Genomic DNA, 21,670 nt, shown 5'->3' with positions numbered 1-21,670 from the left:
AAGTCGCCAATACGGACAAACGCCATGGCATCCAGCCAGGGCTTAGGCCGTCTATTCGGCGATAAGGAGCTCTAGCCCGCGTCCGGCGGCAGGTGCTCCTGTGCCCACTTCGAGATCTGCTCCAGGGCGGGCATGAGCGCCCGGCCGCTCTCGGTCAGCTCGTAGGAGACCGTGACCGGCGGCCCTTCGTCGACGGTGCGGGCGATCAGCCCCGCCTTGGCCAGCTCGGACAGCCTGTCGGACAGCACCGAGTCGCTGACCTTGCCGATCGCGCGCGAGAGCTCCCGGAAACCGGCCGCCCCCGGGCTGAGGCTGCCGAGCACGACGCCGCTCCAGCGCTTCCCGAGGATCGCGAAGGCGCGCGTCAACGCGGCGTCACCGCGCACGCAGCTTTCCACCTCATGGGAAGAGACCGTCGCCATGCCCTTGATACTAGCGGATTCACTGCCACTTTGATTTCAGAAGCGAGTATGCATATCCTAGCTGCACTTCGAAAGCTAGTGAGGAGAGATCCCTATGACCGAGAATGCTGGTGGGCGGACGAGCGTGGTGGTCCTGGGCGGCGGATACGGCGGCAACAGGGTGGCCAAGCTGCTCGACGACGTCGCCGACGTGACGCTCGTCGACCCTTCCGACGCCTTCTTGCACAACGTCGCCGCGCTGCGGGCGCTGGTGGCGCCGGAGTGGCTGGACCAGATCTTCCTGCCGTACCGGCGGCTGCTGTCCAACGGGCGGTTCCTGCGCGATCGCGCCGTGGCCGTCGACGGGCGGCAGGTCACGCTCGCCTCCGGCGCGCGGCTGGAGCCCGACTACCTGGTCCTGGCGACTGGATCCTCGTACCCGTTCCCCGCCAAGATCGATGAGCCGGCCGCCGAGACGGCCAAGGCCAGGATCAGGGAGGCGCACGCGGCCCTGACCGGCGCGCAGCGGGTGCTGCTGGTCGGTGCCGGTCCCGTCGGCCTCGAGCTCGCCGGCGAGATCAAGTCGGCCTATCCCGGCAAGCACGTCACGATCGCCGACGTCGCGCCCGACATCCTGGCCGGACCGTACGACCAGGCGCTGCGCGACGAGCTGCGCGCGCAGCTGGACAAGCTCGGCGTCGAGCTCAAGCTGGGCACCCCGCTGCGCGAGCTCCCCACCGCCGCTCCCGCCACGGCGGCCCCGGTCGCGGTCACCACGGAGGCGGGCGAGGAGCTGACCGCCGACATCTGGTTCCGCTGCTTCGGCGTCACCCTGCAGACCGGCTACCTGCGCGGCTCGCTCGCCGCGGCCCGCGACGCCCAGGGGCACCTCCGAGTCGACGAACACCTGCAGGTCAGAGGGCATGACCGGATCTACGCCATCGGCGACATCGCCGACGCCGACCGCAACATGGCGGGCTTCGCGGGGATGCAGGGCGAGCTGCTCGCCCGGAACCTTCGCACCCACATCACGGGAGAGGGCGAGCTCACCACCTACCAGCGGCACCCGACCGTGATCGTCGTCCCGCTCGGCCCGGAGGGCGGCGCCGGCCAGCTCCCGGGCCAGGACGGCATCGCGGGTCCCGAGGCCACGGCCGAGATCAAGGGCCGCGCCATGATGGTCGAACGGAGCACCGCCCTCTTCGACGTCCCCGACCCGGTCGAGTCAGCCGCCTGACCCTCCCTGGCCCGTCAGGATCCGGTCGCGACGAGGCTCTTGACGTCCAGCGGGCGGTTGACGTATCGGTGCTGCTGCATGAGGTCGGCCACCCGCTGCAGCCGCTGGAGGTCGAGGGCGGTGGGGTAGGCACCCAGTGAGGTCTGCGCGGCCGTCTTCGCGTCGATCTTCATGTATGTCGGCAGCACCGCCTCGACCTCCTTGCGGCTGCCCGCGGCGACCTGCTGGGCCTTCGCGATCGCCCGCTGGAAGGCCGCCAGCGTCTGGGGGTTCTTCTCTCTCCACTCGTCGGCGGCCATCCAGCCTCCCACCGGCAGATCCGTGATCCGTCCCGCCATGGTGTCCGGGACCGGGCGCAGGAGCCCGCGCGACCCACCGTCGGTGAGGAACGGCTCGGCCAGCCACGCCGCGTCCACCTGCCGGTCAATGAGCTTGCGCACCATCTCGGGAAAGGGCACCTCGGCGAACTTGACGTCGCTCGCCTTCATGCCGGCGTCCTCCAGCATGGCGGTGACGGTGAGCGTGGCGAGCCCGTTCAGGATGTTGACCGCGACCTTCTTGCCCTTGAGGTCCTTCAGCGACTCGATCCCCGAGTTCTTCCCGGCCATGAGACCGAAGGTGCCCGGACCCGCCTGAGACATCGCCCCGACGACCTTGAGCGGGAGGCCGTGGGAAACGGCCGTGAACGTGGAGATGTAGTCGGTCTGCCCGATGTCCAGCCGGTCGCTCAGCAGCGACGGCACCGCCTGGGCACCGCCGACTATGAACTGCGGCTCGACGATCAGCCCCTCGTGCGTGAAGTAGCCCTTCCGCAGGGCGATGAACAGCGGCGCGGCGTCGGCGGTCGGCACGACGCCCACCTTGATCGTGTTCTTCTCCAGCACGGGCTTCGGCGGCGGGGTGACGTCCGCGGTGCAGGCCGTGGTCACGACGGCCAGGGCTAAGGCGGCGATGCCACGGGTTACGCGTTCCATCGTGGGTGCTCCTCCACGGTCGGCGGTGTGGAGCGTACCGGATCATGATCGCCTTCGGGGTCAAAACGCTTATGAACGGGAGGGCGAAGTTGGAAAGCCCGAACTGACGTCCAGACCAGAACGGCACCTCAGATAGGCGATTTCACACCTGGATGCTGAAGATCACGACGGCGCGCAGGGCCAGCACGCCGGCCAACACCAGCAGCGGCACCGTCAGCGAATGGCGGAGGGCCGCCGTGCCGTCCGCGGACAGCCGCTCGGTGGCCAGCCCGTAGAGGCCGGGGATCAGCCCCGCGAGGACCACGAGCCACAGCACGAGCCAGGGCAGGCCGAACACCCGGCCCTGCGTGCCCGCCGCGAACAACGTCACCGCGAACACCACGATCAGCGCCAGCTCCAGCAGGGCGTACAGCCGCTCGGAGACCGACAACATCCCGGCGCTGGGCCGCGCCTCCGGGCGGAAGCGGACCAGCAGCAGCATCAGCGCGGCCGAGCCGGCCAGGCCGGAGGCGAGGAAGAGGCCGCCGAGCGCCCACGTGTCGCTCCACACCGGCTGGTTCGACACCGACAGCAGCACGCCCGTGTAGCCCGCGATGAACAGGCCGAACAGCGATCCGAAGACGTTGAACGGGCGGCTGTCGAGCCACGTCACGAGCGGGAGTCGGAGCTTGCCGTCCCGGACGAGCGCCGCGGCGAAGGAGACCGTGGTGATCGCGCCGAAGACGACCAGCGCCCAGGAGCCGATCGACATCGGTGACCAGTACTTGAAGTTCAGCCCGGGCTGGCCGGGGGTGGTGTTCCACATCATGTGCCAGAAGCGCAGCGGCTGGCCGAGGTCGAGGGCCAGCAGGAGCGGGGCGATGAACATCGGCGGGAAGGCGATGTAGTAGCCGATCCTCGCCATCGGCTCGTCGCCGGGGGCGCCGCGCAGCCTGAGCAGGGTGGCGAGCACGTACGAGCCGCCGGACAGACCCGCGAGGAAGAAGTAGGCCAGGATGTACCACAGCCAGTCCGGCGGGCCGGCGAAGTGCTGGACGTCACCCATCCTCGGCCTCCACCTTCTCCTTGCGGCGGCCCAGCGCGATCAGGCCGCCGAGCACGCCCAGCACGGCGGTGACCGCGGCGGTCAGATAGCCGCCTGCGTTGTTGCGGCTGGGCAGGACGGCGTTGCGCTCGTCCGGCAGGCCGTACTTCTCCGGCCGGTCCATGAGCAGGAAGAACGCGTTCAGGCCGCCGTACACCTTCTCGTCGTGGCCGTACAGGTTGGCCTCGGTGACGCCCTGGGCGTGCAGGGTCTCCAGGCGTTTGGCAGCCGTCTCGCGCAGCTCCGAGACCGGGCCGAACTTGATCGACTCGGTGGGGCAGGCCTTGGCGCAGGCGGGCGTCATGTCGTTCTGCAGGCGGTCGTAGCAGAGCGTGCACTTCTGCGCGATGCCGTTCACGTGGCTGGCGCCGATCACGTCGTACGGGCAGGCCGCGATGCAGTTGCGGCAGCCGTTGCAGACGTCGGGCTGGATGAAGACGCTGTCGAACTCGGTACGGATGATCGCGTTCGTCGGGCAGACCTCCATGCAGCTGGCCTCTTTGCAGTGCTTGCAGACGTCCGACATCAGCAGCCACGCCTTGCCGTTGCCCGCGGTGACACTCTCGTCGGGCACGTCGTCGTGGAACTGCACGTGCCGCCAGTTCTCGGCGTCCAGCCTGCCGGTGTTGTCGAAGCCGTCCAGGAACGACGGCTCGTTGCCCTCGAGCTGGTTCCACTGTTTGCAGGCCACCTCGCAGGCCTTGCAGCCGATGCACACGCTGGTGTCGGTGAAGAACCCGTACGCCTGGCCAGGTGTGATGTGCGGCATCTCAGAACCCCATCAGGTTGGGCGTGATCTTGGTGTAGCCCTGGTCGGCCATGTGCAGGTCGATGGGCACCGCGGCCAGCTCGTCGACCTGCGGCACCGCCCTCGGGTCGCGGCCCAGGTCCACGTCGATCAGGTAGCGGTGGCACGTCTGGCAGGCCTCGGCGCGCAGGTGCGGGAACAGGGCGGCGGCGTCGGCGGCGGCGCGGCCCACCTGCGGGCCGGCCCGGGGCTCGGCGTAGAGGGTGCGCCTGCCCGGCTCGCCGCAGCCGGGGCAGGTGGTGGCGGAGAAGTTCCACTGGTTGCCGCATTTGGCGCATTCCAGCATGCGGCGGCCGCTGACCAGGGGGTCGTCGCTGGGCGTGCGGTAGCTGAGCTGCGGCGGGCCGCCGCACGCGGGGCAGCGCCCCGGCGTCGCGCCCGGCGGCCGCTTCTCGGACGTGGTCTCGCGCGGCGGGTCGCGCGTGTCGTGGAGGGGGACGACGCGCATGGTGGCGCGGGCGAGGTAGCGCTCGATGGGCGTGAGCTCCTCGTCCGCGAGCCAGGCGCCCAGCAGGCCCCCACTTGCGGCGGCCGCGTCGAGGAAGCCGTTGCGGGCGGCCGTGTCCACCGCCGCGGCCAGGAGCGGAGGGCCGTGCCGGGCGGTGGCCTCGACCACGCGGGGCAGCACGTGGGCCTGTGCCCATTCGACCGGCCCGCCGGGCGGCACCCGGTCGCCGACCGACTCCCACACCTCCGCCAAGGCCATGTACAGCCGGAGCACCTCGGCCGCGTGCGGATACCGCTCCCGCAGCTCCCCGGCCCGCGCCCGGTTCCTGGCGAACATCAGATCTTCTCGATGTTGACCAGGAACGCCTTGTACTCCGGCGTTCGCGCGCTGGCGTCCCCGACGAACGGGGTGAGGGCGTTGGCCAGCCAGTGCTGCCCGGTGTTGATGCCCACGAACCCCCAGTGGATGGGGATGCCGATCTGGTACACCGTGCGCCCGTCGATGTCGAGCGGCCCGAGGCGTTTGGTCACCACCGCCCGCACCTCGAGCTTGCCGCGCCGGGACGACACGCGTACGCGGTCGCCGGTCTCGATGCCCTTCTCGCGGGCCAGCGCGGCCGGCACCTCGACGAACGCCTCCGGCTGCAGCTGCACCAGGTGCTCGACGTTCTGGGTGACGTAGTGCTCGTGCTCGGTGAGCCGGTACGAGGTCGCGACGTACGGGTAGTCGGCCACGGTGCCGAACCGGTTCGGCCGCCCGGCGCGCTCGTCGTACCGGAAGGCCACCGGCGTCGCGGACACCTGCGGGTGCAGCGGGTTGGCGATCGGCGACTCGATGGGCTCGTAGTGCTCAGGGAACGGCCCGTCCGCCACGGCGTTGCTGAACAGCCGGCCCACGCCCTCGCCGGTCATGATGAACGGCAGAGGCGCGTCCTTCCCCGGGCCGGTCGTCGGCGGGTAGTCGGGCACGTCGCCCACCCACTCGCCGTTCTCCCAGGCGATGCCGGGCCGTTCCGGGTCCCACGGCCGGCCGTTCTCGTCGGCGGAGGCCCTGTTGTAGAGGACCCGGCGGTTGGCCGGCCAGCTCCACGCCCAGTTCGGATAGAACCCCATGCCGGTGGGGTCGTTCTTGGCGGGGTCCTGGACGCCGTCGCGCCGCCTGGTCAGGTTGCCCTCCTCCGGGTAGTGGCCGGTGTAGATCCAGTCGCCGGCGCTGGTGGTGCCGTCGTCGTTGAGGTCGACGAAGGTGGCCAGGCGCTTGCCGGTCCGCAGGTCGCGGCCGTTGATCTCCTGCGCGATCTCGTCCAGCTCGGGCTTGCGCGGGTTCCGGTACGGCAGCGCCAGCTTCAGCACCGGGTCGGGGAACTTCCCGCCCTGGGCCTCGTACAGGTCTCTGACCCGCAGGAACAGCTCGGACAGGATCCAGTGGTCGTGCCTGGCCTCGCCCTCCGGCGGCAGCACCTGGTCCTTCCACTGCGCCCAGCGGCCGCTGTTGGTGAACGAGCCGTCCTTCTCGATCCAGTGGGTGGCCGGGAGCATGAACACCTCGGTCTGGATCTTCGCCGGATCCATGCCGGGCGCCTGCCAGAACTCGGAGCTGGTGGTGGCGAACGGGTCCATCACGCACAGCCACTTGAGGTTCGACAGCGCCTGGAGGACCTGGTTGGAGTCGGGGCCGATGCTGGTCGCGGTCATTCCGGACAGCATGACGCCCTGCATCTTGCCCCTCAGCGCCTGGTCGAAGATCGAGATCCAGGAGGCGTTGGCGGCGGGCTTGGGCAGGTGGTCGAAGGCGAACTCGTTGTCCTTGGTGGCGGCGTCGCCGTACCAGGCCTTGAGCAGGCTGACCAGGTAGCGGCGGTAGTTCTCGCCGAAGAAGTTCACCGCCCTGGGGTGCTGCTTGATGCTGGCGCTCTCGTCCAGGTACGCCTTGATGTCCTTCTGCCCGGGGGCCGGGATGCGCAGGTAGCCGGGCAGGATGTCCCAGGAGATGGCGTGGTCGGTGTTGCCCTGGATGTTGGCGTGGCCGCGCTCGGCGTTCATGCCGCCGCCGGGGCGGCCCATGTTGCCGAGCAGCAGTTGCAGGATGGCGCCCGAGCGGATGAGCTGCACGCCGGTGGTGTGGTGGGTGAGGCCGACGGCGTACACGATGGTCATGACCTTGTCCGGCCGGCCCATCTCGCCGACCTGCCTGGCGACCTGGAGGAACTGGTCGCGCGGTATGCCGGTGATGCGGGCGACCGTGTCGGGGTCGTAGCGCTGGTAGTGGGCGCGCATCAGGTTGAGCACGGAGCGCGGGTGGTCGAGGTCTATCTTGGCGTGGCCCTCGTCGTCGGTCTCGTACGCCCACAGCTTGGTGTTGTAGACGCCCTGCTCCTGGTCGTAGCCGTTGAACATGCCGTCCTTGAAGGCGTACCCGTCCTTGATCACGAAGCCGGCGTTGGTCGCCCACCGGACGTACTCATCGTGATGAAGGCGATTTTGCAGGACGTAGTTGATGAGCCCGCCGAAGTAGGCGACATCCGACCCCGTGCGGATCCGGACGTACGTGTCGGCCACCGCCGAGGTCCGCGTGAACCGCGGATCCGCGTGGATGATCTTCGCGCCCCGGTCGAGCTTGGCCCGCATGAGCCAGCGGAAGCCCACCGGATGGGCCTCGGCCGGGTTGGCGCCGTTGACGAGGATCAGGTCGGCATGCCTGATGTCACGCCAATGGTTGGTCATGGCCCCTCGGCCGAACGTGGCAGCCAAACTGACCACCGTGGGACCGTGTCAAACACGGGCCTGTTGTTCGAGGTGAACCAGGCCCAACCCCCTCATCAGCTTCGTGGCGAGATATCCCTCTTCAGAGCTGAACGCCGCCCCGCCCGCGAAGGCGATGCCCTCGCAGCGGTTGACGACGTTGCCGTCGGCGTCCTGGGTGACGAACGTGGCGTCGCGCGAGGCCTTGATGTTCCTGGCGAGCCGGTCGAGCGCGAACTCCCAGGAGACCTGTTTCCACTCGCTCGCTCCCGGCGCGCGGTAGAGCGGGTGCGGCACCCGCCGGCGCGAGACCGCCAGCTGCAGCGACGTCGCGCCCTTCGGGCAGAGCGTGCCCTCGTTGACCGGGCTGTCCGGGTCGCCCTCGATCTGCAGCAGCTCCGTCTTGCCGTTCGCGGCCTTCTTGGTGTGGGCGATGAGCGAGCACCCGACCGCGCAGTACGGGCACACCGAGTGGGAAAGCGTGGCCCCTTCGATGCGCAGCCGCTGCTTGACCCTGATCGACTCGGTCAGGTCGAACCCCAGAGCCGAGCCTCCGAGCACCCCTGCCGGGCCGATGCTCAGGAACTGCCGTCGGCTGACCTCCATGACCGGACTCCCTTACGGGTTATTTCCGTTCGTTTTTTCACCGTATGACCCGGCCGGATGTCCGTCTAGCCCTGTGCGAGCTGAAGGTCGTGGCGGCCGCCCGGGTCGTCGGGGTTCCGCAGGAGGTCGAGCAGTCTCGGGTCGGCCGGCACGAGGACGCCGTGGTCGCCGTGTTCGGCCGCCAGGCGCAGCGCCTCGCGCCAGGCGGGCCGCCCGAGCGGCACGGCGACCGGCGTCCACCGCCCTGCCCCGGCCTCCTCGTACGTCCCGCCGCCCGCGAGCCGCACCACCGTCCGCACGCCGCCGGGCCGGGGGCCGTCCTCGATGAGGACGAGCCGGCCGCGGCTCAGCTGCTCCACCGTCGCCAGCGCCTGGGGCGCGGGCGTCTGGGGCACGGCCACGGCCAGGAGCGATCGGTACGTCATCGCGGCGAGGGCGGCGGCCAGGGTGAGCGGGTCGAGCGACGGCGCCGCGCCGTGCTCCACCCACAGGGCGTCGGCCCCGGCCGCCTCGAACGCCACCGCGTCCGACAACCACTCCCCGGGGTCCGCCTGCGGCCGGGGCAGAACGACTCCGACCTTCACCCGCTCGATCAGGTCAGTCATGGTGGGCACCCGCCTCTTCTGATCCGTCATGGCCGGGGCCCGTGACGACGACGCGGAGCCGGTCATCGACCCTGCGGGTGAGGCTCAGCCTGTCGAGGTGCTCCAGCAGCGGGATCACGACCCGCCGGTTGGTGCCGAGCGCGACGCGCGCGTCTCCCGCCGTGAACGGCTGGGGCAGCTTCGCCAGGATCCGCGCCGCCTCGGTGTCGGCCCCCGGCAGCAGCACGACGCCGTCGGCGAGCCGCAGCACCATCCCGGCCCGTGCGGCCAGCGCCACCGTCCGCCGGCTGAGGCCGAGCTCGGGCAGCCGGGCCGCCTCGGGCGCCAGGTACGGCGTCTCCGCCAGCTCCGCACGCAGCCGCTCGACGGCGCCGACGACCTCCCCGGGCACGCCGTCGCCGTCGATCCGCCCGTCGGACAGGTGCAGCGGCGGGCAGCTCTTGACCAGCGCCTCGAGCAGGTCGCGCGCCGGCAGGCCGAGGGCGGTCCGCGCGGCGTCCACCGGGATCCCAGGCTGCTCGGCCACGATCGCCCTGAGCCGCTCGGCCAGCGTCGTCCATTGTCCGGGGTCCACCGCCCAATCACCGGCCCCGGGCACGTCGAGGCCGGTGGGATCGCAGCCCATCGCGGCCAGCTCGGACCGCCGCGCCGCCCCGCGCCAGCCGAGCACGGTGGCGGCGTCCGGCATCCGGGTCCCGGCGTCTCCATCGGCGAACGGCGCCAGCTCCGCCGCGCGTCCCGCGGCCGCGCCCCGGCGGCGTAGTGCCGGTGGGCGCACGTCGAGCACCAGCACACTGGTGATCGGCCGTCCCGAGCAGCGCAACAGGGCCCGGTCTCCGATGCGGAGAGGGAGCGGGTGCGCCAGCGTCAACCGCGCCGTGTCCGCACCCACGCCCACGCCCGTGCCCGGGCTCGTGCTGGGGCTCGGGCTTGCGTGCGGGGTCAGGGGGCGGACGCGTGCCGGCACCGAGGCCGAGCCGATGTGCAGGACGGCCTCGCGTGGCACCGGTCCGCCGTCCAGCCGCACGTCCACCACGTCGGTCTCCAGCCAGGCGTCCGGGGTGAGCAGCGTCTTTCCTCGGACCGCCCGGTCGCGCTCGATACCGCGCAGATTGACCGCCACGCGGGCGGTGGCCGTGACCTCGTCGGCCGATTGCTCCGTGACCTGCAGCGCCTTCACCCGTACCCGCTCGCCGTCCAGGACGAGTGTGTCGCCGGCGCGCAGGGTGCCGGCGGCGAGCGTGCCGGTGACCACCGTGCCCGCACCCGTGATCGTGAAAGCGCGGTCGATCCAGAGCCGTACCGGAGCGTGCGGGTCGGGCGGTGGCAGGGAGGAGATCAGCAGGTCGAGCCCGCGGCGGAGGTCGTCGAGCCCTTCCCCCGTGCTGCCGCTCACCGTGACCACGGGCCAGGGGATCCGCTCGCGGGCCTCCTCCACCGCCAGCGCGGGATCCATGAGGTCGCACCGGGTGACCACCAGCAGGCCCCGGTCCACGCCGAGCGCCTCTATCGCCTCCCAGTGCTCCTGGGACTGGGCCTGCCAGCCCTGGTCAGCGGCCAGGACGAACATCACGGCGGGCACCGGGCCGAGCCCGGCCAGCATGTTGGTGACGAACCGCTCGTGCCCGGGCACGTCCACGAAGGCCAGCCGGCGGCCCGACGGCAGCGTGGTCCACGCGAAGCCGAGGTCTATGGTCATGCCGCGGCGGCGCTCCTCGGCCCACCGGTCGGGCTCGATGCCGGTGAGCGCGCGGACCAGCGTGGACTTTCCGTGGTCGACGTGCCCGGCCGTGGCGATCACGTACATGCCAGCACCGCCTCCACCAGCTCGTCGTCCTGATCGGATGGTACGGAACGCAGGTCGAGGAGAAGCCTGCCGCCCGCGACCCGCCCGACCACGGCGGGGTCGCCCAGGCGCAGTGGGAGCGCCAGCCGCGCGGGCAGGGAGAGCGCCACGCTGGGCAGCTCACAGCCGGGCGCTCCCCCACCGCCCACGACGGACACGCTCCCGACGACGCCGCAGTCCAGAGCAGCCTCCTGATGCCAGCCGCGTTTGAGCAGGTCTGCGAGGCGGTGGGCGCGGCGATGCAGGTGTTCGGCGTCGGCGTGGAGGGCGAGCCGTACCGGTGGGTCCGAGCGGAGCGTGGCCTCCAGGGCCGCCAGGGTCAGCTTGTCGACGCGGAGGGCGCGGGCCAGAGGATGGCGCCGTAGCCGGTGTACCAGGTCGGCGCGGCCCAGGATCAGCCCGGCCTGCGGCCCGCCGAGGAGCTTGTCGCCGCTGGCCGTGACCAGAGCGGCGCCCGAGCGCAGCGCCGTACGCACGTCCGGCTCTTCCGGCAGCAGCGGTTCCGGGGAGAGCAGGCCCGAGCCGACGTCGAACACCACGGGCACCGGCAGCGCGCTCAGCTCGGCGATCGAGGCGGCGGCGGTGAAGCCCTCGACGCGGAAGTTGGACGGATGGACCTTGAGGACGAACCCCGTGTCGTCGCCGATCGCGCCGGCGTAGTCGCGGACGTTGGTGCGGTTGGTGGTGCCGACCTCGCGCAGCCGCGCCCCGGTGGACTCGAGCAGGTCGGGGAGGCGGAAGCCGTCGCCGATCTCCACCATCTCGCCGCGGCTGACGACGATCTCCCGCCCGGCCGCCAGCGCGGTGGCCGCCAGCACGAGCGCCGCCGCGTTGTTGTTGACGACGTGGACGTCCTCCGCCTCGGGAACCGCCGCCGCCAGCGCGGCCAGCGCCGCCCGGCCGCGCCGCGCCCGCTCCCCGGTCATCAGGTCGAATTCGACGTCCGTGTACCCGGCGGCGGCCCCCATCGCCTCGACGGCGGCCGGCGAGAGCGGGGCGCGGCCCAGATTGGTGTGGACGAGGACGCCGGAGGCGTTGATCACCCGCCGGGGACCCGCGTTCAGTGCGGACACGGTGGCCGCCACGACCTCCTCCGGGGCGATCCTCCCCTCCCTGGCCTGCTGCTGCGCGGCGACGACCGCGGCCTTGACGACGGCATGACCCGCGCCCCTGGCCGCCTGGGCCACCCGGGGGTCGGCCAGGACGGTGTCGGTACGCGGGATGCGACGGCGCGGATCTTCGGTCATCGGGACCTCGCGGTCATGGGATCGCGCCTCCAGGGACGATACTTCAGGCTATGACGGATATTAGGCTCACGCAGTACGCCCGTGGCGGCGGTTGCAGCTGCAAGATCCCGCCTGGCGAGTTGGAGGCGGTGCTGGCCGCCGTACCGACGCTCGGCGGGAATGCCGGACAGGAGTTGTTGATCGGGCTCGAGCACGGGGACGACGCGGCCGCCGTGCGCATCGACGGCGATCGCGCCCTGATCTCGACCGTCGACTTCTTCGCTCCGGTCGTCGACGATCCATACGACTTCGGGCGGATCGCCGCCGCCAACGCCCTGTCGGACGTCTACGCCGTCGGCGGCGAGCCGCTCGTCGCGCTGAACCTGCTCGGCTGGCCCCGCGACGTCCTCCCCATGGAGCTCGCGCACGAGGTCCTGCGCGGCGGCCTCGACATCGCCGGCCAGGCGGGCTGCGCCGTCGGCGGCGGGCACAGCATCGACGACGCCGAGCCCAAGTACGGCATGGCCGTCACCGGCCTGGCCGACCCCGCGAGCCTGCTGCGGCTCGACGGCGCCCGTCCGGGGCTGCCGCTGAGCCTGAGCAAGCCCCTCGGCGTCGGCGTGCTCAACTCCCGTCACAAGGCCACCGGCGAGGTCTTCCCCGAGGCGATCGCGTCCATGACCACGCTCAACCGGGACGCCGCCCGGGCCGCGATCAAGTCCGGCGCCCGCTGCGCGACCGACGTGACCGGGTTCGGGCTGCTGGGCCACCTGTTCAAGCTGGCCAGGGCCAGCGGCGTCACCGCCGTCGTCGACGCCGCGGCGGTGCCGTACCTGGCGGGGGCCCGCGAGGCGCTACGCGAGGGATACGTCAGCGGCGGCACCCGCCGCAACCTGGCCTGGGTGTCCCCGCATCTGGAGGCCGACGGGATCGCCGAGGAGGAGCTGCTCCTGCTGGCCGACGCGCAGACCTCGGGCGGGCTGCTGGTGGCCGGGGAGGTACCGGGAGCGCCGGTGATCGGCGAGCTGGTGCCCGCCGGGGATCGGGCGCTGATCGTCCGATAGCCCACCCGGTTCATCCAGGGTTACGTTGAAGAGGCCCCACAGGCACACTTGCGAAGGAAGTGGTTCCCCATGCTCTACCTGTTCGGCTTTGAGCGGATCGGCGTGGCCGTGAGCGACATCTACTTCGTCGACCCGGACCCGCTCCGAGGTCAGGAGGGCGCCGAGCGGGGCGTGCGACTGGAGATCCGCAGGCTCGAACCCGGCGAGCTGAAGGGCTCGATCTACTCGGCGCGGCCCATCACCGTCGACCGGCCCCTGTGGCGGGTGGACCTGCTGGAGTCGGTCACCGGGGTGCCCGGGAGCTTCGACCGCACCCACCACCACCCGTCCATCGAGGGGTGGGAGCCGGGGGCGCGGGTGTTCGACCAGCAGTTGTCCGGCGAGCCGCTGAAGTGGCTGGGCGAGCGGCTGGCCGACCTGGAGAGCGTGCTGAAGGAGGTCGGCGCCGGCCGGGACGAGGTCTCCTCCGCCGATGTGGCGGGGCTGCGCGACCGGGCGCCGGAGATCGTCGACACCGTCGGCCGCCTGCTCGACCGCGTCCGTTCCGGCGAGCTCGGCACTCCTGCCGACTCCGACTCCGCCACCAGCGTCCGCGCCAGCTGGCTCTAGTCCGGCGCAGTGCACGGTGCGTCGGCCAGCTGCGGAAGGTCGCAGGGGTCAGGGGTGGTCGGTGGTCGAGGGGCGGCGGTGGAGGAGGGCGAACTTCGACCACATGGCCTCCGCCGCCTCGATGGAGGCGCCCGTGCGGGCCGGGTCCACCGCCGCCAGCTGCGTGACCAGCGCCTGCGCCACCGCGATCCCGGCGGTCAGCGACGGGAAGAACGCCTCCCCCTCGGCCGGCACCATCACCACCTCCTCGGCCGCGTTCGCCAGTGCCGGGCTGGCCGCGTCCGTCAGCGCGAACACCCGCACCCCCCGCGAGCGGGCCTCGTTCGCGGCCAGCACGGTGCTCTCGTACAGCCGCCAGAAGCTGATGGCGATCAGCACGTCGCCGTAGCCGATGGCGGCCACCGTGTTGGCGAGCTCCGCGTCGCCCGCGGTCACCGCCGTGACGTGGTAGCCGGCCAGCCGGGCGTTGTGCGCCAGAGCCAGCCCGACGGCGGCGTAGCTGCCGTCGGCGACGATCACCGTGCGGCGCGCGGCGGCGATCGCCTCGGCGATCGTGAGCAGGACCGTCTCGTCCAGGCGCCGGTTGAGCAGGGCGAGGCTGTCGAGGTCGCGGCGGAGCGACCGGGAGCTGGGTGAGCCGGTGCCGCTGTGCTCGGCGGCGACCTGGCCGGCGCTGAGCGAGGACAGGTAGCGGGCGCGCAGCTCCTGCTGGAGCGCGGGCCATCCGGCGAACCCGAGCGCCTGCGCGGTGCGCGTCACGGTCGCCACGTTGACGCCCGCGATCTGCGCCAGCTCCCCCGCCGACCCGAACGACGCCCGCCGCGGCTGCGACAGCAGGACCTCCAGCACGGCGGCCGACTTGCCGCGCAGCCCGCGCTCGGGCGTCCGGGCGCGCAGCCAGCCCTCGAAGTCATCAGTGGCGCGCTCTGTCACGGATTCCTCTCCCTGGATGACGGCCCCGCGTGCAGGCCGGGAACATGCTACGCGGTTGTAACACCCTCGACTTGCAAAGAGTATTGCAAATCTATGGAATTGCACTATATGTTGCTTCGCAATCGACTTGCAGGGCCATGACCTGGCGAAAGGTGTGTTCGATGACCTTGTTGGCCCGTCTGGACCGGCTCCCTCTGAGCCGGCCGCACTACCTCCTCCTCCTGATAGGCGGCCTCGGCTACACCTTCGACGGCATGGACGGGGCCGTGGTCGCCTTCCTGCTGCCGAGCGCGCAGGAGGCCTGGAGCCTGTCCAACGGCCAGCTCGGCCTGATCGGGTCGGCGACCCCGTTCGGGTTCCTCTTCGGCGCGGCCGCCGCCGGCCTGCTCGGCGACCGCATCGGCCGCAAGAAGGTCATGATGTACGCGCTGGCGATCTACGCCGTCTTCTCCGTGGTCGCCGCGTTCGCGCCGAGCTACGAGGTGTTCCTCGGGGCCCGGGTGCTGGCCGGGGCGGGCGCGGGGGCGGAGAGCGCGATCATCGCGCCGTTCCTGTCGGAGTTCGTGCCGGCCAAGAGGCGCGGCTGGTTCATCGGCGCGCTGGCCGGGTTCTTCTCGTTCGGGTTCGTCATGGCCGCGCTGATCGGGCGGTTCGTGGTGCCGACGATGGACGACGGCTGGCGGGTGGCGCAGGTGATCACCGCGCTGCCGATCGTGATGCTGCTGTGGTGGCGGCGCTCGCTGCCCGAGTCACCGCGTTACCTGCTGCAGCACGGCCGCGTGGACGAGGCCGAGGCGGTGGTCGCCGACCTCGAACGCCGCGTCGAGCTGGCCACCGGCAGACCGCTGCCGCCGGTGCCCGAGTCCGCGACGCCGCCGTCGGCGGAGACGCCGAAGGTGAACCTGCTCAGCGCGCTGCGGTTCCTGTGGAGCCCGGTCATGGCCAAGCGGACGGCCGTGATCTGGCTGATCTGGTTCGTGATCACGTTCTCGTACTACGGGTTCTTCTCCTGGATCCCGACGCTGCTCGTTCAGCGCGGCATCACCGTCACCAAGAGCTTCGAGTTCTCGATCATCATCTATCTGGCGCAGATCCCCGGCTACTTCTCCGCGGCCTGGCTGTCAGAGAGGCTGGACCGCAAGAACACGATCGCCCTCTACCTGTCCGGCTCGGCGGTCAGCGCGTTCTGGCTGTCCCAGATGGACTCGCCGGTCACCATCACGCTCGCGGGCGCGGTGCTGTCGTTCTTCCTCAACGGCACGTACGCGGGCGTCTACTCCTACACCCCCGAGGTGTTCCCCACCTGGATCCGGGCGTCGGGGACCGGTCTGTCGAGCGCGTTCGGGCGGATCGGCAGCATCATGGCCCCGACGATCATCGGCCTGTCGGCCGCTAGCCTGGGCTTCGCCGGCGTGTTCGGGCTGACGACGGCGGTGCTGGTGGCCGGGGTGATCTGCGTGGTCGTGTTCGGCCTGGCCACGGCCGGGCGTTCGCTGGAGGAGCTGACCGAGCCCGCCAAGGAGGCGACCAAGTGACCGTTCTGGAGGAGCTGGAGGCGCGCGTGCGCGGGGAGCTGGGCGTGCGGTTGTTCACCGTGCTCGCCTGGGTGCCCGAGCGGCGCGCGCTGCGCCGGGTCCACAGCAGCCATCCCGGGGAGTACCCCGTGGGCGGGGAGAAGACCGTGGAGGTGGCGCAGGGGTGGCTGGCCACGTGCATCGAGGCGCGGGAGCCGTACCTCGGGCCTGACCGGGCCGCGGTGCGGGAGGTGTTCGCCGACCACGCGCTGATCGAGAGCCTGGGCTGCGGCGCCATCATCAACGTGCCGGTCGTGGACGGGGGCGAGGTGCTCGGCGTGCTCAACATCCTCGACGCCGAGGGAGCCTACGACGAGGGGTCGGTCGCCGTGGCCGAGTCCCTGGCCCCGCTCGCCGTGCCCGCGCTGCGCGGGGGTGAGCGGTGAGCCTGCTGCTGCGCGATGTCCTGGTCCTCGACGTGGCCACGGGCGAGTACGCCGAGGGGGATCTGCGCTGCGCGGACGGCCGCGTCGTCGAGGCGGGTCCGGGGCTGCGGGCCCCGTCGGACACGCGGGTGATCGACGGGGCCGGCGCGTACGTGGTGCCCGGGCTGATCGACGCGCACGTGCACGTCACCGCCTCGACCGCGGACCTCGGCTCGCTCGGCGCCATGTCCCCGTCGTACGTCGCCGCGCACAGCGCCCGCATCATGGGCGAGATGCTCGGCCGCGGCTTCACCACGGTCCGCGACGCCTCCGGCGCCGACTACGGGCTGGCCGACGCGCAGGCGGAGGGGCTGATCCGCGGGCCGCGGCTGCTGTTCTGCGGCAAGGGGCTGAGCCAGACCGGCGGTCACGCCGACTTCCGCGGCCGCGGCGAGCACCTGCGCGACGATCATCCGTGCTGCGCGGGCGTCGGGCGCGTGGCCGACGGGGTCGACGCGGTTCGCGTGGCCGCCCGCGACGAGCTGCGCAAGGGGGCGCACCACATCAAGGTCATGGCGTCCGGCGGCGTGGCGTCGCCGACCGACCGCATCGACTCGACGCAGTACTCGATGGAGGAGCTGCGCGTGGCCGTCGAGGAGGCCGCGGCCGCCAACCGGTACGTGGCCGCGCACGCCTACACCGCCCGCGCCGTCAACCGGGCGCTGGAGGCCGGGGTGCGCTCCATCGAGCACGGCAACCTGATCGACGACGGCAGCGTGGAGCTGTTCCTGCGGCACGACGCGTTCCTGGTGCCGACGCTGGTGACGTACTGGGCGCTCAAGGAGGAGGGCCGGGCGTTCGGGCTGTCCGAGCGGAGCTGGCGCAAGGTCGACGAGGTGCTCGAGGCCGGGCTGGTCGCGCTGGAGCGGGCCGCGCGGGGCGGGGTGCGGCTGGCGTACGGCACGGACCTGCTCGGCGGCATGCACCGGCACCAGAACCACGAGTTCCGGCTGCGGGGCGAGGTGCAGCGGCCGATCGACGTGCTGCGGGCGGCCACGGCGGGGGCGGCCGAGCTGGTCGGCATGGCGGGCGACATCGGCACGCTGGCCGTGGGGGCGCACGCCGACCTGCTGGTGCTCGACGGGGACCCGCTGGAGGACATCGGCGTGCTGGCCGATCCGAAGCACATCCGCCACGTCGTCCAGGCCGGCGCCGTCGTGCCTGGCTAGGGGGTCGTGTCCCGGCGGGCGGTGTTTGCGTACCGTTTGATGGGTGACGTCCCTGACGCGTACCACTCTCGTGATCGTCGCGGTGCTGATCGTGCTGCTCGGGCTGCTGTGGGTGTTCCAGCGGCAGCTGATCTACCTGCCCGACAGGTCGTCGCCGCCGCCGGCCGGCGAGGTCATCCCGGGGGCGCGGGACGTGTCGTTCACCACGGGCGACGGGCTGCGGCTCGGGGCCTGGTTCGTGCCCGGGGACCGCGACGTGACAGTGCTGGTCGCGGGCGGGAACGCGGGCAACAGGTACCATCGCGCGCCGCTGGCCCGGGCGCTGGCGGCGCACGGGCTGCCGGTGCTGCTGATGGACTATCGCGGCTATGGCGGCAACCCGGGCAGCCCGACAGAGGAGGGGCTCTACCGCGACGTCCTCGCGGCCCGCGCGTTCCTCGGGGACGGGCCGGTCGTGTACTTCGGCGAGAGCCTGGGCGCGGCCGTGGTGACCCGGCTGGCGCTGGAGCACCCGCCGGACGGGCTGGTGCTGCGCTCGCCGTTCACCGACCTGGCGGCGGCGGGGCAGGTCAGCTACCCGTTCCTGCCGGTGCGGCTGCTGCTGCGCGACCGGTTCCCGGTCGCCGAGCACCTCGCGACCGTACGGGCGCCCGCCGTGGTCGTATACGGCACCCGCGACACGATCGTGCCCGCGCGGCTGAGCAGGGCGGTCGCCGAGGCCGCCGGAGACCAGGTCACGATCGTCGAGCTGGCCGGGGCGGGGCACAACGACCTGTCCATGCTGGCCGGAGCCGAGCTGATCCGCGCCGTGGTGAACCTGGCCGACCAGGTCGGCGGGCGACCCTAGGGAACCGCCTGCGAATCGCACTAGGCGGGGCGCGCCCGCACATGTACCGTCGGGGCGCCCACGCGTGTACGGTCAGGGCGCTCCCGCCGGAAGGAGATCTCCGTGCGCCTCATTCCCGCCGCAGCGATTCTGCTCCTCACGACCGTCCTGGCGGCTCCCGCCGCGGCCGACTCCGGCTCCGCGGCGCTGGTGCGGACCGACAAGGGCCTGGTCAAAGGCGAGGTCCTCCAGGACCACCGGGCCTTCCGCGGCGTCCCGTTCGCCGAGCCGCCCGTCGGCGAGCTGCGCTGGAAGGCGCCGCGACCGGCCGAACCCTGGCCGGGCATCCGCGACGCGACCGCCCCCGGCAGCCAGTGCGCGCAGCCGACGACCCCCTACGGCGGCCAGACGACGCCTCTCGACCTGGCGATCGACGTCTTCAGCCGCGGTCGGCAACTGGACGCGCCGACCGGCGGAGCCAAGGTCCGTGACGGCACGGGCGACGCCTGGACGGAGGTGGTGGGCGAGGATGTGGCGCCGGTGATGCGACGGGTACTGTCGGAGCCGGCCTCGCTGTAGTTCGACCGCAATCTGAAGCTCGTCCTGGACGACATCGCCACCGGCCTCGCGCCGTAGAATTCGGGGTCCCGATCAAGAATTCCAGGCTTCCCCCTCACATAAGGATCCCTTATATTGAGAGCATGGTCTGGGAGATCACGCGCACGCCGAAGTGAACGCCTGGTTTCTCGACATCTGCAAGAACGACCCCGCCACCGCGGAGAAGATCGAAGAAGCTCTGGACGAGCTATCACTGCAAGGACCAAAACTCGGCCGGCCACTGGTCGATCGGATCCACCACTCCCGCGTTCTGCACAACCTCAAAGAGCTACGGCCCCGCGTGCCGGGTGAGGCGGAGATCCGCCTGCTATTCGTCTTCGATCCCACTCGCGAGGCGATCGTGCTGGTCGCCGGGGACAAGGCGGGAGAATGGAACCGATGGTACCGAACGTCGATCCCCCTGGCGGAGGAGCGCTATGCGGAATACCTCGCCGAGAAGGAGAAGGAGGAACGGCAATGAGCGAGTTCGTGAAGTGGTCCGACACCAAGGCCAAGATCCGAGAGATCGACCCCGACTGGGACTCTCCCGAGCGGGTCGCCGCTCGAGATGCCAGCCGTGAGCAACTGCGTGCGGAACTGCGCGGCACCCAGCTCGCCGAGATGCGCAAGCGGCTGGGTGTCTCTCAGAAGCTCCTCGCCGAACGCATGAGCATCTCCCAGGCACGCGTGTCCCAAATCGAGCATGGGCAGATCGGCGGGCTGGACACCCTGCGCTCCTATGTCGTCGCGCTGGGCGGGACGCTTGACGTGGTGGCAGACTTCGGCGACCACTCCGTGAAGGTCGCCTGACCGTCCTCTCGCGGCAGGGATGCTCATTCCAGAGGCTCCGTATCGCGAGCGGTCTGGCTCGTAGGATTCCGTGCCATGAGTGGTTTACGGGTGGTCGCGAGTGTCGCGGTGGCGGCAGCGCTGGTCGTCGCGGGTTTTCTGCTGCTCCGCGACGGCGGGAATGAACAGCGGCCGGTTCGCGACCATTTGGCCATCGGGCCCACCGTGGCGCGCAAGAGCGTACTGGTCGGTACGACCACGTGGACGGCACGTCGATCCCGGGCCCCATCTGGAAGGACTCGATGAGGGCGGCGCTGAGCGGCCTCCCGGAGACGACGTTCGTGAAACCCGACACGGGACGATTCGGCGGCTGCCGCGACCACTGCGCCGGGTGACCCGAGAGTACGATGAGCGCGTGGATCGTACTCAATACGCTGGGTACACTCCCGCCACCGAGAGCCGCCGGCTCATCGCCCACGGACTGCCCAAAGTGCTGCCAGAGACCCTCGGCGGACGGCACCGTTTCTCGCCGCTCTCCCTCTACGTCGGCGACCGGCTCGCGGCGGCGGCCTTCGCCCGGCTCGACGACGTCGGGTTCTTCTGGCTGGACATCTGGGTGCTGTCGCAGAAGCGCGGCGGGAGCTGGAGCCTGCGCGGTGGCAGCAGCACGGCGGCGGGTCCCGGCGACGACCTGCTGGCCCCCAGCCCCGCGGCAGCCGTGCTCAACGGACACGCGCGAGCGGACGGGACGGCGCGGTCCGACCTCAACGCGGAACGCTGGTTTCCGTGGCCGGCGAAGTGGGTGGCGTACGGCATCGTGCGGCTGTCGGCCGAGGTGGGCACCGTCAGGTTCGAGGGCAGGCACATAGCGATTCCGGAGCACGGCCTGCAGGCGCTCGCCTGGCGGCCGGGCCAGAAGGCGACGACCGTCGAGCTGCTCGACCAGAAGGGCGATCCGATCTCTGCGATCCCCCTGGACTGACCGATCTGCGCATCTCGGCGGTCTGGGCCACCGCGGGCAGGGGCGGCATCGTGGTCGTGAGTCCGGCTTACGAGGCCTGGCCGAGCACTGACTCCAGCTCGGCGACCGCGTGTGCGCGGTGGACGTTGAGCGTGGCCACGGCATCTTCGGCGGCGCGGCGGCGCAGCGCGTCGAGGGTGGCGCGGTGCTCCTTGACGACCCGCTCCCGGTTGCCCGCATCCCCGTAGTACATCGACCGGTAGGCGTCGGTCGTGTCCCACAGCGTCCTGATCAGCCGGGCCAGCCGCGGCATGCCCGCGCAGTCGAACAGCGTCATGTGGAACAGCCGGTTGGCGGTGGCCATCGCGAGCACGTCTCCCGCGGCGGAGGCCTGCTCGACCTCGTCCTGGGCCGCCTCCAGCCGGTCGAGGTCGGCGTCGGTGAGGCGGGCGACTGCGCGCCGCACGGCCTCCTCTTCGAGCAGCTCGCGGATGCGGTAGACCTCGCGCAGGTCGTCGAGGGAGAGCGTGGCGACGCAGTAGCCCTTGTGCGCCTTGTACGTGACCAGGCCCTCGCCCTCGAGCGTCTTGAGCGCCTCGCGCAGGGGGACGCGGCTGACCTGGAGCTCCTCGGCCAGCGCGTCCTGCCGGATCGGGGCGCCGGGGCGCAGGCGGCCGGTCGTGATGGCGCGGCGCAGCTCGGCCAGCACGAACTGCTGGGCCGTCGGGGGCCGACGTCTCACCTCAT

The 21,670-nt window shown here is 71.4% G+C and carries 23 protein-coding genes; 11 read left to right on the top strand and 12 right to left on the bottom strand.

The window, feature by feature from the left end:
- Positions 1-71: 71 nt before the first annotated feature.
- Entirely contained in the window at positions 72-422 is a 351-nt protein-coding gene (locus EJK15_RS15160; protein ID WP_138711055.1) for a winged helix-turn-helix transcriptional regulator, read from the bottom strand.
- Between the two features lie 94 nt (positions 423-516).
- On the opposite strand from EJK15_RS15160, the gene EJK15_RS15155 reads away from it, so the two are divergent.
- Positions 517-1,638, top strand: coding sequence for an NAD(P)/FAD-dependent oxidoreductase (locus EJK15_RS15155; protein WP_138711054.1), 1,122 nt, complete (start codon positions 517-519; stop codon positions 1,636-1,638).
- 14 nt (positions 1,639-1,652) lie between these two features.
- On the opposite strand, the gene EJK15_RS15150 is transcribed toward EJK15_RS15155, so the two are convergent.
- The 9 genes from EJK15_RS15150 to selA all read right to left on the bottom strand — a co-directional run bounded on the left by EJK15_RS15150 (position 1,653) and on the right by selA (position 11,997).
- Positions 1,653-2,612 carry an ABC transporter substrate-binding protein gene (locus tag EJK15_RS15150; protein ID WP_240776993.1) on the bottom strand — a complete coding sequence of 320 codons (960 nt, stop codon included), beginning with the start codon at positions 2,610-2,612 and terminating at the stop codon, positions 1,653-1,655.
- Between the two features lie 142 nt (positions 2,613-2,754).
- Positions 2,755-3,657: an NrfD/PsrC family molybdoenzyme membrane anchor subunit gene (gene nrfD / locus EJK15_RS15145; protein WP_138711053.1), complete on the bottom strand. Its 903-nt coding sequence runs from the start codon at positions 3,655-3,657 to the stop codon at positions 2,755-2,757.
- The gene (locus EJK15_RS15140; RefSeq protein ID WP_138711052.1) at positions 3,650-4,465 is read right to left on the bottom strand and encodes a 4Fe-4S dicluster domain-containing protein; all 816 of its coding nucleotides are present in this window, start codon (positions 4,463-4,465) and stop codon (positions 3,650-3,652) included. Before EJK15_RS15140 ends, nrfD begins: the two co-directional genes overlap by 8 nt.
- Position 4,466: 1 nt before the next feature.
- Entirely contained in the window at positions 4,467-5,288 is an 822-nt protein-coding gene (locus EJK15_RS15135; RefSeq protein WP_138711051.1) for a formate dehydrogenase accessory protein FdhE domain-containing protein, read from the bottom strand.
- Positions 5,288-7,711: a formate dehydrogenase-N subunit alpha gene (fdnG, locus tag EJK15_RS15130; RefSeq protein WP_206060856.1), complete on the bottom strand. Its 2,424-nt coding sequence runs from the start codon at positions 7,709-7,711 to the stop codon at positions 5,288-5,290. The genes EJK15_RS15135 and fdnG overlap by 1 nt, the downstream gene beginning before the upstream one ends.
- Positions 7,712-7,723: 12 nt before the next feature.
- On the bottom strand, positions 7,724-8,299 hold the full coding sequence (locus EJK15_RS72760) for a dehydrogenase (RefSeq protein ID WP_206060855.1): 576 nt from the start codon (positions 8,297-8,299) through the stop codon (positions 7,724-7,726).
- Positions 8,300-8,364: 65 nt separating this feature from the next.
- Positions 8,365-8,904 (bottom strand): LLM class flavin-dependent oxidoreductase, encoded by a 540-nt coding sequence (locus tag EJK15_RS15125; RefSeq protein WP_171074311.1) that lies wholly within the window; start codon positions 8,902-8,904, stop codon positions 8,365-8,367.
- Entirely contained in the window at positions 8,897-10,711 is a 1,815-nt protein-coding gene (selB, locus tag EJK15_RS15120) for a selenocysteine-specific translation elongation factor (protein WP_138711048.1), read from the bottom strand. The genes EJK15_RS15125 and selB overlap by 8 nt, the downstream gene beginning before the upstream one ends.
- Positions 10,702-11,997 (bottom strand): L-seryl-tRNA(Sec) selenium transferase, encoded by a 1,296-nt coding sequence (gene selA / locus EJK15_RS15115; protein ID WP_138711047.1) that lies wholly within the window; start codon positions 11,995-11,997, stop codon positions 10,702-10,704. The genes selB and selA overlap by 10 nt, the downstream gene beginning before the upstream one ends.
- Positions 11,998-12,047: 50 nt before the next feature.
- On the opposite strand from selA, the gene selD reads away from it, so the two are divergent.
- Entirely contained in the window at positions 12,048-13,040 is a 993-nt protein-coding gene (selD, locus tag EJK15_RS15110) for a selenide, water dikinase SelD (protein ID WP_138711046.1), read from the top strand.
- A 69-nt stretch (positions 13,041-13,109) separates the two neighbouring features.
- Positions 13,110-13,649, top strand: a complete 540-nt coding sequence (locus EJK15_RS15105; protein ID WP_138711045.1) for a hypothetical protein — start codon at positions 13,110-13,112, stop codon at positions 13,647-13,649.
- Positions 13,650-13,697: 48 nt separating this feature from the next.
- Here EJK15_RS15105 and EJK15_RS15100 read toward each other — a convergent pair whose 3' ends face one another.
- Entirely contained in the window at positions 13,698-14,582 is an 885-nt protein-coding gene (locus EJK15_RS15100; RefSeq protein ID WP_138711044.1) for a MurR/RpiR family transcriptional regulator, read from the bottom strand.
- 161 nt (positions 14,583-14,743) lie between these two features.
- Here EJK15_RS15100 and EJK15_RS15095 point away from each other — a divergent pair, with 161 nt between their 5' ends.
- From EJK15_RS15095 to EJK15_RS15060, 8 genes are all read left to right on the top strand, one after another.
- Positions 14,744-16,117, top strand: a complete 1,374-nt coding sequence (locus tag EJK15_RS15095) for an MFS transporter (protein WP_138711043.1) — start codon at positions 14,744-14,746, stop codon at positions 16,115-16,117.
- Positions 16,114-16,542 carry a GAF domain-containing protein gene (locus EJK15_RS15090; RefSeq protein WP_138711042.1) on the top strand — a complete coding sequence of 143 codons (429 nt, stop codon included), beginning with the start codon at positions 16,114-16,116 and terminating at the stop codon, positions 16,540-16,542. The genes EJK15_RS15095 and EJK15_RS15090 overlap by 4 nt, the downstream gene beginning before the upstream one ends.
- Positions 16,539-17,750 carry a metal-dependent hydrolase family protein gene (locus tag EJK15_RS15085; RefSeq protein WP_138711041.1) on the top strand — a complete coding sequence of 404 codons (1,212 nt, stop codon included), beginning with the start codon at positions 16,539-16,541 and terminating at the stop codon, positions 17,748-17,750. The genes EJK15_RS15090 and EJK15_RS15085 overlap by 4 nt, the downstream gene beginning before the upstream one ends.
- 43 nt (positions 17,751-17,793) lie before the next feature.
- Complete coding sequence (locus EJK15_RS15080) at positions 17,794-18,597, top strand: alpha/beta hydrolase (RefSeq protein ID WP_206060854.1); 804 nt, start codon at positions 17,794-17,796, stop codon at positions 18,595-18,597.
- 102 nt (positions 18,598-18,699) lie between these two features.
- Positions 18,700-19,155: a carboxylesterase family protein gene (locus tag EJK15_RS15075; protein WP_240776991.1), complete on the top strand. Its 456-nt coding sequence runs from the start codon at positions 18,700-18,702 to the stop codon at positions 19,153-19,155.
- Positions 19,156-19,306: 151 nt separating this feature from the next.
- Positions 19,307-19,654, top strand: coding sequence for a type II toxin-antitoxin system RelE/ParE family toxin (locus EJK15_RS15070; protein WP_138711040.1), 348 nt, complete (start codon positions 19,307-19,309; stop codon positions 19,652-19,654).
- Positions 19,651-19,983 carry a helix-turn-helix domain-containing protein gene (locus EJK15_RS15065; RefSeq protein ID WP_138711039.1) on the top strand — a complete coding sequence of 111 codons (333 nt, stop codon included), beginning with the start codon at positions 19,651-19,653 and terminating at the stop codon, positions 19,981-19,983. The genes EJK15_RS15070 and EJK15_RS15065 overlap by 4 nt, the downstream gene beginning before the upstream one ends.
- A gap of 394 nt (positions 19,984-20,377) precedes the next feature.
- Entirely contained in the window at positions 20,378-20,944 is a 567-nt protein-coding gene (locus EJK15_RS15060) for a hypothetical protein (RefSeq protein WP_138711038.1), read from the top strand.
- A gap of 67 nt (positions 20,945-21,011) precedes the next feature.
- Here EJK15_RS15060 and EJK15_RS15055 read toward each other — a convergent pair whose 3' ends face one another.
- Positions 21,012-21,665 carry a GntR family transcriptional regulator gene (locus EJK15_RS15055; RefSeq protein ID WP_138711037.1) on the bottom strand — a complete coding sequence of 218 codons (654 nt, stop codon included), beginning with the start codon at positions 21,663-21,665 and terminating at the stop codon, positions 21,012-21,014.
- Between the last annotated feature and the right edge of the window lie 5 nt (positions 21,666-21,670).

The organism is Nonomuraea basaltis, assembly GCF_005893125.1.
GTDB classification, from domain to species: Bacteria; Actinomycetota; Actinomycetes; order Streptosporangiales; family Streptosporangiaceae; genus Nonomuraea; species Nonomuraea basaltis.
This window is presented reverse-complemented; position numbering and strand designations above follow the sequence as displayed.